This window comes from Flavobacterium araucananum, from assembly GCF_002222055.1.
Lineage (GTDB): Bacteria > Bacteroidota > Bacteroidia > Flavobacteriales > Flavobacteriaceae > Flavobacterium > Flavobacterium araucananum.
Window position 1 is genome coordinate 245075 of sequence record NZ_MUGS01000005.1, and the last position, 12990, is coordinate 258064.

Consider the following 12990-nt stretch of genomic DNA (forward strand, 5'->3'; position numbering starts at 1 on the left):
TTGGTAATCACTTGTTTGATTTTTTTAGGATAAATAAAATTAAAGAAACCTTATTAAAAAGGGACTAAATCCTCGTTTTTTAATAAGGTTAAATTTATAAATTATTATTACAAAACAAAAAAAAGCCCCGTAAGTTTAACTTACGAGGCTTGAATAATTGGGTTAAGATTTTAAAAACCTTATTTGATCATTTCAAAACTTCTTTTTACAAAAGCAGTCAAAGCTTCGCCTTTTAAAAGGTTTTGTGACAATTTAGCTAAGTCTAAAGCTTGTTTTACCAAATGTTCCTGATGCGTTTTGTCTTCAGTGTTCAGGATGTTTGTAGCCAAATCTGAATTTGTGTTTACAACCAGATTGTACATTTCAGGCATATTACCCATTCCAAACATTCCGCCACCACCAGATTGGCTCATTTCTTTCATTCTGCGCATAAATTCTGGTTGCGTGATGATAAACGGAGCAGCCTGGCTATCCATAGCTTCCAGTTGTACACTGTATGCTTTAGGAATATAAGCTTCTAATGAAGTTTTTAGCGTTTCTTTTTCTTCATCAGATAATTTAGAAATGGTGTTTTCGTCTTTTTTGATCAAGTTATCAACATGATCAGAATCTACACGAACAAAAGTTATCTCTTGGTTATCCCCTTCTATTTTTTGAATCAAATGCGAGATAATCGGAGAATCTAAAAGCAATACTTCGTATCCTTTGTCTTTTGCTGTTTGTATATAAGAGTGTTGCGCATCTTTGTTTCCGGCATACAGAACAACTAATTTTCCGTCTTTATCGGTTTGTTTGTCTTTTAAATTCTCTTTTAATTCTTCAAGAGTAAAATATTTATCATCAACCGTTGGATACAATACAAAGGCACCTGCTTTTTCGTAAAATTTATCTTCAGAAAGCATTCCGTACTCTAAAACGATTTTGATATCGTTCCATTTTGCTTCAAAATCAGCACGATTTTCGTTGAACAACGCTTTTAGTTTATCTGCTACTTTACGGGTAATGTAATTTGAGATTTTCTTAACAGCACCATCTGCTTGCAATCCTGAACGGGAAACATTCAAAGGGATATCCGGAGAATCAATAACACCTTTTAGCATCGTCAAAAATTCAGGTACAATTCCTTCTACATTATCTGTAACGTAAACCTGGTTTTGGTACAATTGAATTTTATCTTTCTGAATTTGCATATCCGATCCTAACTTAGGGAAATACAAAATTCCGGTTAAGTTAAAAGGATAATCTACATTTAAATGAATGTTGAACAACGGATCTTCAAATTGCATTGGGTACAATTCTCTGTAGAAGCTTTTATAATCTTCATCAGATAACTCAGTTGGTTGTTTAGTCCAGGCTGGATTTGGGTTATTGATTATATTGTCTACTTCTATAGTTTCGTTTATGTAATCCTCAGGAGCATCTTCCGGTTTTGGAAGTGTTTCTGTTCTTGTTCCAAATTTAATCGGAATAGGCATAAACTTATTGTACTTATTCAATAATCCGGTGATTTTAGAATCTTCAAGAAATTCAAGAGAATCTTCAGCAACATGCAGGATGATTTCTGTACCACGTGAAGTTTTGTCAGCAGGCTCTAAGGTAAATTCCGGGCTTCCGTCACAAGTCCAGTGTGCAGCTGGTTCGTCTTTGTATGATTTAGTGATGATTTCTACTTTTTCTGCAACCATAAAAGCAGAATAAAATCCAAGACCAAAATGACCAATAATTCCAGAATCCTTGGCAGAGTCTTTGTATTTGTCAAGGAACTCTTCGGCTCCTGAAAAAGCAACCTGGTTTATGTATTTTTCAACTTCATCAGCTGTCATACCCAGACCCTGGTCAATAATATGTATTTTTTTTCCTTCCTTATCAATTTTAATTTCGATAACCGGATTTCCATATTCTACCTTGGCTTCACCAATACTAATAAGGTGTTTTAATTTTAAAGTAGCATCGGTTCCGTTCGAAATTAACTCACGTAAAAAGATTTCGTGATCGCTGTACAAGAACTTTTTGATTAAGGGAAAGATGTTTTCTACCGAAACATTAATTTTACCTGTTGTCATATTTTTATTATTTTTTAGTTTAAAGTGATGATTCTCATTTCTTCAAATAGAATACCAATGTATTTTTGGGTGACAAAATGGCGTAAGTGTTAATTTTGAAAGAAAAAAAGTAGATTTTAAAACCGAAGATGTTTCTACGAATTGTATCTTTGTGCTATAATAATTGTTAAATAAGTAAGTATTAACTTAAATAAAAGTACAAAATGAAGAAAATTATTTTCATTTGCATGATCGCCACGATGTTATTCGCGTGTAAATCAGCTTCGTCTACAACTGCTTCATCAGGAGCAACTACGCTATCGACTAAACTTGACAAATCGACTCAGGTAGCGATTAAAGGAAATTGGGTCTTAACCAATGTGTCTTATCCTGGTTCTGAATACATCAAGGTAAATTCTTTTGATCTTGCAGATTCTAAATGTTTTATTGGAAGTACCTGGAATTTTATCTCAAACAATAATAAAGGATCAATGGCTTTGACAGCGCCAAGCTGTACGGCTTTTAACTCGCCAATTGTTTGGAGTATCAATAATCAGGGCATGTTTGTACTTAAAATTCTTGATGCTGGTATAAAAGCAAAAAAAGTAAGAGACGGATACTTATTAAAAGTTGCCGGTTTAACTGATAATTCATTTCAGTTAGTAGATAATATCAACGTTGGTGGACAGGTAAAAGATGTTGTATACCAATTTCAAAGAGCTAATTAAAATTAAAAATATATAATATGAAAAAGATAACAGTATTAGGTTTAAGTAGTTTACTGGTTTTAGTAAGTTTCTTTGCAAGTTGCGATTCAGTAAAAAATGCAAATAATACACAAAAAGGAGCCGGAATTGGAGTAGTTGCAGGTGGTCTTATTGGAGGTATTTTAGGAAATAATTTAGGACACGGCGGAAACGCTGCTTTAGGTGCTGCTATTGGTGCTGCCGTAGGTGGTGGAACTGGTGCCCTTATTGGAAATAAAATGGACAAACAAGCTCGTGAAATTGATCAGGCTTTGCCAGGTGCTTCTGTAGAGAGAGTTGGTGAAGGAATTCATTTAACGTTAAATGAAAATTCTGTTCGTTTTGATACTAACAAATCAACTTTGACAACTCAGGCAAAAGCAAATCTTGATAAATTAGTTCCTGTATTCAATGAGTACGGAGATACTGATATTCAAATTTTTGGATATACTGATAATACAGGAAAGCCAGAATATAACTTAACACTTTCAGGACAAAGAGCTGCATCAGTGCAAGCTTATCTAGTTTCAAAAGGATTAAAATCAAGCCGTTTCAAAACTTCAGGTTTAGGAATTGCAGATCCAATTGCAACAAATGATACTGCCGAAGGAAAAGCACAAAACCGTCGTGTAGAGTTTTCTATTACTGCAAATGACAAAATGGTAAATGATGCAAAAACTCAGGCTGGAAAATAAGTTTCAAGCGCAATAAAATTTCTTAAAAGCTGTTTCATAATTGAAGCAGCTTTTTTTTGACTTTAGAAATTAAACATTGTAAATTTGAACTCTCAAATACAACCCATGCTCGACATTCAAAATATTTCTTTTTCGTATACCGATAGCCCCGTTATAAAAAACGTTTCTTTTACCATTAATAAAGGCGAAAATATTGCTATTATTGGCGAAAGTGGCTGCGGAAAAAGTACACTTCTTAAATTAATGTACGGTTTATATGACTTAGATGAAGGCAAGATTTTTTATAACGATAAGCCAATTTATGGTCCTAAATACAATTTGATTCCCGGAATGCCATTTATGAAATATCTGGCTCAGGATTTTGATTTGTCTCCTTTTGAAACAGTGGCAGAGAATGTTGGGAAATTTCTTTCTAATGGTTTTGCGAACATGAAAAAATTACGTGTTCAGGAATTATTGGAGATGGTCGAAATGGAGCAGTTCTCGAATGTAAAAGCTAAGTTTTTAAGTGGAGGACAGCAGCAAAGAGTAGCATTGGTAAGAGTTTTGGCATTAGAGCCCGAAGTTATTTTGCTCGATGAGCCTTTTAGCCAGATTGATGCTTTTCGTAAAAATGCTTTACGCCGGAATTTATTTCGATACTTAAAACAAAAAGAGATTACCTGCATTATTGCAACCCACGATAGTACAGATGCTTTGTCGTTTGCAGATCAGGCGATCGTAATGAGAAACGGAGAAATAATAGTAAAGGACGATCCTATAAAAATATACGAAGATCCCGAAACGAAATATGTAGCATCACTTTTTGGAGAAGTAAATGAAGTTCCTACTCATTTATTACTTTCTTACGAAGATCAAACTCATAAAACATTGGTCTATCCGCACCAGTTCAAAATGGTAGCAGAATCTAATTTGCCGGTAAAAATTAGAAGAACTTATTTTAGAGGAAATCACTATTTAATCGAAACAGTCTATAAAAGACAGCTTGTGTTCTTTGAAAGTGAAATTGATTTGCCACTTGAACAGGAAATATTTTTAGGCTTAAATTATTTATAATTAGAGAATGTGTCAATTAGAAAATTAGATAATTCTTTTTTTACTTAATAAAATAGTAAACCCGACAGGCCTTTAAAAATCTGTCGGGTTTTTTATTTTAAATTGTTTGAAGAAATCTAGTTTTTCAAATACTTTTCTAAGAACTGATCTTGTTCCCAAAGCAGGTGCAAAATGTTTTCTTTGGCAACATAACTATGCGCTTCTTTAGGCAAAATCACCATTCTGGTAGTTGCTCCCAAACCTTTTAAAGCCTGGTAGTAACGCTCTGTTTGCAAAGTAAAAGTTCCGGGATTATTATCTGCTTCACCATGAACTAATAAAAGAGGTGTTTTCATCTTGTCTGCATTCATAAAAGGAGACATCGCTGTGTAAACCTCAGGAGCTTCCCAGTAATTACGTTGCTCGCTCTGGAAACCAAACGGGGTCAGAGTCCTGTTGTAAGCACCACTTCTGGCAATTCCGCAAGCAAAAAGATTAGAATGAGTCAATAAGTTTGCCGTCATAAAAGCACCGTAAGAGTGTCCGCCAATCGCTACTTTCTTGCGGTTAATATATCCCAAAGCATCAACAGCATCAATTGCAGCAGCTGCATTATCTACAAGTTGAGGTATAAAATTATCATTAGGTTCTGTGGTTCCTTCTCCAATAATAGGAAACGCAGCATCATCTAAAACCGCATAACCTTTGGTTACCCAATATACAAACGATCCGTAATAAGGAACCGTAAATTCATTTGAGTTCTGAGTCGATTGTCCGGCGCTGTTTTTGTCTTTATATTCCGCTGGATAAGCCCAGATTAATAACGGCAATTTCTCTTTTTTGACTTTGTCATAACCGGCAGGCAAATATAAAGTTCCCGAAAGTTCAACACCATCTTTACGCTTGTATTTGATTACTTCCTTGCTTACGTTTTTAATGCTTTCAAACGGATTTTTGAATGCTGTTATTGGTGTTAGACTGTTTTGTTTTTTGATATTTCTGAAATAATAATTCGGAGCTTCGCTTTTAGACTGAATCTGAACTAAAATTTTGCCGGATTTTAAATCGCTAATTTCTAGTAAATCTTCTTTTTTGTCTTTGTAAGTTGAAGTGTAAATACGCTTGGATTGCAAGGTTTTGATGTTGAATTCATCAATAAAAGGAAATTGACCTTCTTTTGTATATCCTTCACCAATACGATACGCATTGTCTTTTTCAAGTGCTAAAACGTATTTGTTGTATTCATTCTTTTTAGTCTCAAAAGCTCCCGGGTCAGAATAAACATCTTGCTGATTTCTATCTGTAATTATTTTTGGCTGCTGGGTTGTATTGGATGGATTAATCAAATATGTTTTGGTGTTACGGGTATCGTACCACTCATCTGTAAGAAAAGCAATATTGTCATTACCCCAAACAATGTTGTTGTAGCGTTGTGGTACTTTTACCAATGCAGTTGCATTATTTGCAAAAGGAGCTTCCCAAAGAAAAACTTCATCTCTAAAATCTACTTTATTTGCCGGATCTCCTTCGTCTAAAGCGACAACATACGATAATGTTGCAGGTTTATCATTTCTCCATGTCATCTCTCTCTTTCCTTTTCGAACCGCCATAAAACCTTTTGGGATCACCTCGTTTAAAGGAACTTCGTTAACTGTTTTTACTTCTTTTCCTCTCGCATCATAAACAATTGTTTTAGACGGAAATCTATTTAGAGGAACTACATACGAAAACGGTTTTTGAATTGTAGTCAGCATAATATAATTACCATCCGGTGAGATTCTTTCTCCGGCATACATTGCTGCATCCTTGAACAAAGTAGCAGTTCCGTTTAGCGTAACTTTATACAATTCAGAAGTAATGATGTTTTCAAAATTAATTTCATCATTTTGATTTTTCAACATATCAGGATACGTTCTGTTTTGCGATTTTGCTCCGGCTGTGCTTGAAATAATTGGTCCGGTTGGTAAATCTTTTTTAGCATCTAATAAAGGCTTTCTGTTTTTAGGAAGCATTTTTACCAAAACAGTTTCGCTGTCTAAAAACCAGCTGAACGGATTGCCAAGATTTGCATTTACAGTAGCTTCTGTAAGTTTGGTTGCTTTTGCAGTCGCAACATCCAAAACCCAAAGTTCTACACCAGTGGCAACGGTATTCGAAAACAAAATTTTCTTATCGTTTGGCGACCAGGAAATATTACTGATTTTAGGATTTTCAGGCAGACCTACGACCTGAATTTCATCTTTTTCACTAACTTTTCTTAGTTTAAGATTGATCGTATATGTTACCGTGCTCGAAATATTGGTAACGGGATTAATTCTTAAGCCGCCTAAACGGAGCTCTTCCTGATTTAAGTCGTCTAAAGTTTTGTATGTGTTTCTATACAAAAATAGTATATTCTCGTTTTTAGTATCCATAGATACTGTTGGAGCCTTTTGGTAATCGGCTAAATCTAAGATAGATTTAGATGGTTTTTGATAGGTTAAGTTTTCTTGAGCAAAGGCAAAAAAGCCAATGTTTAGAAATAAGAGGAGAGTAACCTTTAATTTCATAATTTGAATTTTAGTGGTTTAAAAAAAATGCTATTCATATTGTTTGACTAAAGTACTTTAAACTTGTTACATTTTATTTGTTATTTTTCATACTTTTCATCTTTTTGAGATAAAAGCTGGTTTTTTGCAAGATAAATGGTTTTAAAAGGTTGTATATTTAAAGTATATTAAATTGCTAATAACGAAAAAAATAGTAATTTGTACGCTTATGTTTTAAAGTATACTTAAATTTGCAATCCAATTTTTAACAAACAATAAAAGAATATGTATCATTCAAAAATAGCAGGCTTAGGATATTATGTTCCTTCAAATGTTGTAACCAATGACGATTTATCTAAGCTTATTGATACCAATGACGAATGGATTCAGGAGCGTACAGGAATTCAGGAGCGCAGACATATTATTCGCGGCGAGGATACCACAACTACAATGGGAGTAAAAGCAGCTAAAATTGCTATAGAACGTTCTGGCATAGCCAAAGAAGATATCGATTTTGTAGTTTTTGCTACATTAAGTCCGGATTACTATTTTCCAGGGCCAGGAGTTTTAGTACAACGTGATTTAGGATTAAGAACCGTTGGGGCACTAGATGTTAGAAATCAATGTTCTGGATTTGTTTATGCCATTTCGGTTGCAGATCAATACATTAAAACCGGAATGTATAAAAATATTCTGGTAATTGGTTCAGAGGTACATTCAACCGGATTAGACATGACTACTCGTGGTCGTGGTGTTTCTGTAATTTTTGGAGATGGAGCAGGAGCAGCAGTTTTAAGCCGTGAAGAAGATTTGACCAAAGGAATTTTATCGACACATTTACATTCAGAAGGGCAACATGCAGAAGAATTAGCTTTGCAGGCACCGGGAATGGGAGCACGTTGGGTAACTGATATTTTGGCTGATAATGACCCGAACGACGAAAGTTATTATCCGTACATGAACGGACAATTTGTATTTAAAAATGCAGTAGTTCGTTTTGCCGAAGTAATTAACGAAGGTCTGGAAGCAAACGGTTTACAAGTTTCAGATATCGATATGTTGATTCCCCATCAGGCAAATTTAAGAATTTCACAATTCATTCAGAACAAGTTCAAACTAACAGATGATCAGGTTCATAATAATATCCAGAAATACGGTAACACAACCGCAGCCTCTATCCCTATTGCTTTGACTGAAGCTTGGGAACAAGGAAAAATCAAATCCGGAGATACAGTTGTTTTAGCTGCTTTTGGTAGTGGTTTTACCTGGGCAAGTGCTATCATTAAATGGTAAATTAATTCATCTTGCATTATATTTTAAAACCTGCTCTTTTTAAGGGCAGGTTTTTTTATACTTTCGTGTTTTGTTAGGTAATCTTGTCTTTGCGAGGAGCGAAGTCGAAGCCTACGTTCCAATTGGCACGCCTTCGACTTCGCTCAGGAAGACAAACGAGATTTCTTGTGCTTTGTTTATTTAGATTTTCTATGTCAGGCTGAGCGAAGTCGAAGCTCACGTTCCAATTGGCACGCCTTCGACTTCGCTCAGGAAGACAAACGAGATTTCTTGTGCTTTGTTTATTTAGATTTTCTATGTCAGGCTGAGCGAAGTCGAAGCTCACGTTCCAATTGGCACGCCTTCGCCTTCGCTCAGGAAGACAAACGAGATTTCTTGTGCTTTGTTTATTTAGATTTTCTATGTCAGGCTGAGCGAAGTCGAAGCCTACGTTCCAATTGGTATGCCTTCGACTTCGCTCAGGAAGACAAACGAGATTTCTTGTGCTTTGTTTATTTAGATTTTCTATGTCAGGCTGAGCGAAGTCGAAGCCCACGTTCCAATTGGCAAGCCTTCGACTCCGCTCAGGATGACATCCCGAATAAAGAGAATTTAATTTTGAAACATTTTTCTTACTTTTGAGTTTCTAAAAAAGTGAGTAAATGAAAAGGTATTATGTTTATATATTAAAATGTTCTGATGATAGTTATTACACAGGAGTTACAAATGATGTAGAAAGAAGATTTAATGAACATTGTTTTGGTTTAAATAAAGGAAGTTACACTTATGATAAGAGACCTCTTGAATTGGTTTTTTGTACTGAATTTAATGAAGTGAATCAAGCTATCGTATTCGAAAAATAAGTAAAAGGCTGGAGTAGAAAAAAGAAAGAAGCCATAATAAATGATAAGTGGGAAGATTTAAAAAAACTTTCGGAATGTTTAAATGAAACTACACATAAAAATTTTCATAAAAAGAATGTTTAGTAGTAAATTAGCCCACGACTTCGCTCCGGGTGATATTAGGTTTAATTGATGTTTTGTCTATAAGATTTGTCAGTCTGAGCGAAGTCGAAGACACGTTACAATTGGCGCGCCTTCGACTTCGCTCAGGATGACATTTAGTTACAATTATTGTTTAGAGAAAATATGTAAATCTGAGCGAAGTTGCAGACCTTTTTTAAATAATCAAAATGAAAAAAAATCAACTGGAAATAGCCTGTTTCAATTACGAATCGGCAATAATTGCACAAGATAATGGTGCAGACAGAATCGAATTATGCGAAAACATGCAATTGGGCGGCATAACGCCAAATGCTGTTTTGGCAGTACGAGTTCGTGAAATAGTATCGATCAAAATGCATGTTATTATCAGACCGCGAGGAGGGGATTTTAATTATACCGATGATGAATTTATTGAAATGAAACAAGATATAAAACACCTTAAAAAATTGGGTATTGATGGTTTTGTTTTCGGGATTTTAAATTCGGACGGAAGCGTTAATAAAAAACAAAATCAGGAATTGGTCAATTTGGCAAGTCCGCTTTCCTGTACTTTTCATCGTGCTTTTGATGTTGTCAAATCTATAGAGCAAGGTCTGGAAGATGTAATTGATTGTGGTTTTCAAACGATTTTAACTTCGGGAAGAGGAAAAAATGTCGAAGAAGGAATTGCTGATTTAGAACTGATTCAGAAACTGGCCAAAGGCCGAATCGAAATTATGCCGGGAGGTGGTTTAAGATCTTCGAACATTAAACTGCTGCAAGAAAAACTAGAGCCTACATTTTACCATTCATCAGCCATTACAAATGGCACCGAAACTGCAAATCCGGAAGAGATAAAAGAATTAAAGGATTTTTTATAAAATATTAACCCGTTGGGTGTAATTAATTTAACACAAAGAAACATAACTTTTGAACCTTCAAAAAAGGCGTTTCACTTATTTAAAACGCACATAGCCAGGCTATGGGAAAGAAATGTATTTCTTTTTGCATTCTTTTTAGCTAAAAAAATCTATGTTTCTATGTGTTAAATATATATTTTGACCCAAGCCAAGCGAACAGACGAAGTAATTACACCCGACGGGTTAAAATATTAAATAAGAAAAGCCTGAAGTTGGCAAACTCCAGGCTTTTCTTTTTCTACAAGAACTATTAAAATCTACTAGTAAAAGTGGGATTAAAACATTCCGCCACCACCTTTATTAGTGTTATCTTCTCTTTGTTTACGTTCCAGGTTTTTGATTTTTGCTCCACCAAAATTATAGGTTAATCCTAAATAAACAGTTTGACTTTCCCATTTAAATTGTCCTGACTGAGGATAAGGATACATTGTATCAAAAGCATATTTCATAGTATTAAAGACATCATTAAAACGTAAACTAATGTTCATCTTGCTGTCTAACAATGTATAACGCGAACCCATGTCCATTTTGTACATTTCATGGCTATTATTTTGAAGTCCATCAACAGCACCTCTGTAAAATCCGAATAATAAAAAGCTTAAACGTTTGTTTACTTTAAAGTTTGAGTTCATACGACCATTAAATGCAGCAACAGTAACTTTTCTTTCGATTGGATTACTTGTTTTTGTAATTGGGTCAAACAAAAACACAACTCCTTGTTGATTGATGCTCGAGAAATCGATAGACGGCTGGATATCCCACCATTTTGTGATTTTGTAATTGAAAGAAACCTCGAAACCATAAGAAGTATTGTGATCATAATTTGTAAAAGTCATGATTTGCTTGTTACCACTAGGGTCTGTGTCGTCCGGATATAAAATTCTACTAATTTGATCGTTAATGCTTCTAACAAAAATACCGGTAGTAAAACTTCCTTTTTCAAGAGTTTTTGTATAGTTTATTTCTACCGAGTTGGTAAACTGAGGTCTTAACTCCGGATTTCCCAATGAAGTTACTAACGGAGTAGAAAACTCACGAATAGGTTTTGTTTGTTCTAAACTAGGGCGGTCTACACGACGGCTATAGCTAAATTGAAAAGTATTTTTCTCATTCAGATTATAAGTAAAATAAGCCGATGGATATAAAGTAATATAATCATCATCAAATTTAGTTTCGCCATGGTTTAAGTTAGCAGCTACTTTATAGCTTTCAAAACGAGCCCCTAATTGGTAGCTGAATTTTTTAAATTTTTGACCAAAAGTAACATAGGCAGAATAAATATCAGTATCATACGTATAATTAGAAACAGGAACCGCTGCAAGTGGGTTTCCGGTAATATAATCGTTATCTGTTTTAGTAATTCTCGCTTCGGCACCAGCTTCAAGAGTAGTTTTATCGTTTAACGGATTTACGTAATCAACATTCAAAGTACTTAGTTTACGGGTTCCTCTAATATAATCATCATAAAGAACACTGTTTACAGTATTGTCAAGTTTTGTGGACTGTGTATCAAAAGAAGCATATTGCGTTTCTTTGTTGTCACTATAGTTTCCTTCAAAATCTAAAGTATGACCTTCTTTTTTAAAGATGTGTTTGTATGCTAAATTATAAGTTCCAACCTGATCCGGACCTGAGTATTTTGATTTTTGAAAAATGTTGGCCAAATCAGAATCGGTTACATTTTTGTAATCAATGTTGGTGTCTACAAAACCTTTTCCGTTAGATTTATTTTGGTTCGTATAAAATGATAAAGTGTTATGATCGTCGATTAAATAATCCATTCCAATTTTGTACAAATACGAATCATTCTCATTTTTGATATTCAAATTTTGAGTAATGTCCTGATCTACTCTTGAAATATGGCCGTCATTAAAATACGTTCCAAAGTTTTGACCTACGTTTCCAAAGAAATTTACTTTACCTGTTTTATAGTTTAAATTTAAAGATTGGTTGTATTTTGCCGTTTCTCCAAAAGTAATTCCCCCGCTATAAGTTCCGTTAAAACCAGTATTTGCATTTTTATGCAAAACGATATTAATGATCCCTGACATTCCTTCGGGATTGTATTTTGCGCTTGGATTTGTAATCAACTCAATTTTTTTGATAGAAGTTGATGGTATTTGTTTCAACAATTGAGCAGGATCAATATTCGATGGTCTTCCGTCTATTAAAACACGTACATTGTCATTTCCGCGAAGAGAAAGTTTTCCGTCCTGATCAACATTTACAGACGGAATGTTGTTCATAATATCAGATGCCGAAGCTCCCGCAGTAGTAAGGTCTTTTCCCACAGTGATTACTTTACGGTCGATTTTTTGTTCTATTGTCGAGCGATCACTTACAATATTTACGCCTTTAAGTTGTGTAGCTTCTTCTTCAAGAGAAACATTGAGAGTTGCTGTTTTTTTAGCATCGCTTAAAATAATTGCCGCAACATATTTTTTAAACCCAATGTATTGAATTTCGATCGTATAACTTTTTAAAGCTAAATTTTTGATCGTGTAAGTTCCATTTTCGTCTGTGTTAACACCAGTAACGACTTTTCCGTTGTCTTTGATTGAGACTGTTGCGTAAGAAATAGGGGCGTTATTTGATTTTTCGATAATTTTTCCCGAAACCGTTCCCGCGTTCTGGGCATGAGCTGTTGCAATTACACCCAGTAATGCGAACAGAAAGAATTTTAATTTCATAATGTGGTATTGATTATTTTGATTTGATTTGATTGATGATGATTTGTTTTTTTGTTTTTTGCTAGATTTTTTTTTGCCT

General features: G+C 34.5%; 8 protein-coding genes and 1 pseudogene. 6 read left to right on the forward strand and 3 right to left on the reverse strand.

Annotated features, from left to right (window positions below; translation table 11 throughout):
• Positions 1-179: 179 nt before the first annotated feature.
• The gene (gene htpG, locus B0A64_RS05255) at positions 180-2063 is read right to left on the reverse strand and encodes a molecular chaperone HtpG (RefSeq protein ID WP_089478469.1); all 1884 of its coding nucleotides are present in this window, start codon (positions 2061-2063) and stop codon (positions 180-182) included.
• A 203-nt stretch (positions 2064-2266) separates the two neighbouring features.
• Here htpG and B0A64_RS05260 point away from each other — a divergent pair, with 203 nt between their 5' ends.
• The 3 genes from B0A64_RS05260 to B0A64_RS05270 all read left to right on the forward strand — a co-directional run bounded on the left by B0A64_RS05260 (position 2267) and on the right by B0A64_RS05270 (position 4539).
• On the forward strand, positions 2267-2770 hold the full coding sequence (locus B0A64_RS05260; protein WP_089478470.1) for a lipocalin family protein: 504 nt from the start codon (positions 2267-2269) through the stop codon (positions 2768-2770).
• Positions 2771-2787: 17 nt separating this feature from the next.
• Positions 2788-3483 carry an OmpA family protein gene (locus B0A64_RS05265; RefSeq protein ID WP_089478471.1) on the forward strand — a complete coding sequence of 232 codons (696 nt, stop codon included), beginning with the start codon at positions 2788-2790 and terminating at the stop codon, positions 3481-3483.
• A 105-nt stretch (positions 3484-3588) separates the two neighbouring features.
• Complete coding sequence (locus B0A64_RS05270; protein ID WP_089478472.1) at positions 3589-4539, forward strand: ABC transporter ATP-binding protein; 951 nt, start codon at positions 3589-3591, stop codon at positions 4537-4539.
• A gap of 116 nt (positions 4540-4655) precedes the next feature.
• On the opposite strand, the gene B0A64_RS05275 is transcribed toward B0A64_RS05270, so the two are convergent.
• On the reverse strand, positions 4656-7067 hold the full coding sequence (locus B0A64_RS05275) for an alpha/beta hydrolase family protein (protein WP_089478473.1): 2412 nt from the start codon (positions 7065-7067) through the stop codon (positions 4656-4658).
• Positions 7068-7331: 264 nt separating this feature from the next.
• Between B0A64_RS05275 and B0A64_RS05280 the strand changes: the two genes are divergently transcribed.
• The 3 genes and pseudogenes from B0A64_RS05280 (at position 7332) to B0A64_RS05295 (ending at position 10182) form a co-directional block, all read left to right on the forward strand.
• Positions 7332-8339, forward strand: a complete 1008-nt coding sequence (locus B0A64_RS05280) for a 3-oxoacyl-ACP synthase III family protein (protein WP_089478474.1) — start codon at positions 7332-7334, stop codon at positions 8337-8339.
• Positions 8340-8980: 641 nt separating this feature from the next.
• A pseudogene (locus B0A64_RS05290) lies at positions 8981-9304 on the forward strand (GIY-YIG nuclease family protein).
• 206 nt (positions 9305-9510) lie between these two features.
• Complete coding sequence (locus B0A64_RS05295; RefSeq protein WP_089478476.1) at positions 9511-10182, forward strand: copper homeostasis protein CutC; 672 nt, start codon at positions 9511-9513, stop codon at positions 10180-10182.
• Between the two features lie 314 nt (positions 10183-10496).
• Here the strand turns inward: B0A64_RS05295 and B0A64_RS05300 are convergent, their stop codons facing one another.
• A complete protein-coding gene (locus B0A64_RS05300) occupies positions 10497-12911 on the reverse strand; it encodes a TonB-dependent receptor domain-containing protein (RefSeq protein WP_089478477.1) in 2415 nt (804 codons plus the stop codon).
• Positions 12912-12990 lie beyond the last annotated feature (79 nt).

Bases quoted from the DNA above. Each gene is read 5' to 3' on its own strand.
- htpG (WP_089478469.1), bottom strand. From the start codon at position 2,063: ATGACAACAGGTAAAATTAATGTTTCGGTAGAAAACATCTTTCCCTTA.
- B0A64_RS05260 (WP_089478470.1), top strand. From the start codon at position 2,267: ATGAAGAAAATTATTTTCATTTGCATGATCGCCACGATGTTATTCGCG.
- B0A64_RS05265 (WP_089478471.1), top strand. From the start codon at position 2,788: ATGAAAAAGATAACAGTATTAGGTTTAAGTAGTTTACTGGTTTTAGTA.
- B0A64_RS05270 (WP_089478472.1), top strand. From the start codon at position 3,589: ATGCTCGACATTCAAAATATTTCTTTTTCGTATACCGATAGCCCCGTT.
- B0A64_RS05275 (WP_089478473.1), bottom strand. From the start codon at position 7,067: ATGAAATTAAAGGTTACTCTCCTCTTATTTCTAAACATTGGCTTTTTT.
- B0A64_RS05280 (WP_089478474.1), top strand. From the start codon at position 7,332: ATGTATCATTCAAAAATAGCAGGCTTAGGATATTATGTTCCTTCAAAT.
- B0A64_RS05295 (WP_089478476.1), top strand. From the start codon at position 9,511: ATGAAAAAAAATCAACTGGAAATAGCCTGTTTCAATTACGAATCGGCA.
- B0A64_RS05300 (WP_089478477.1), bottom strand. From the start codon at position 12,911: ATGAAATTAAAATTCTTTCTGTTCGCATTACTGGGTGTAATTGCAACA.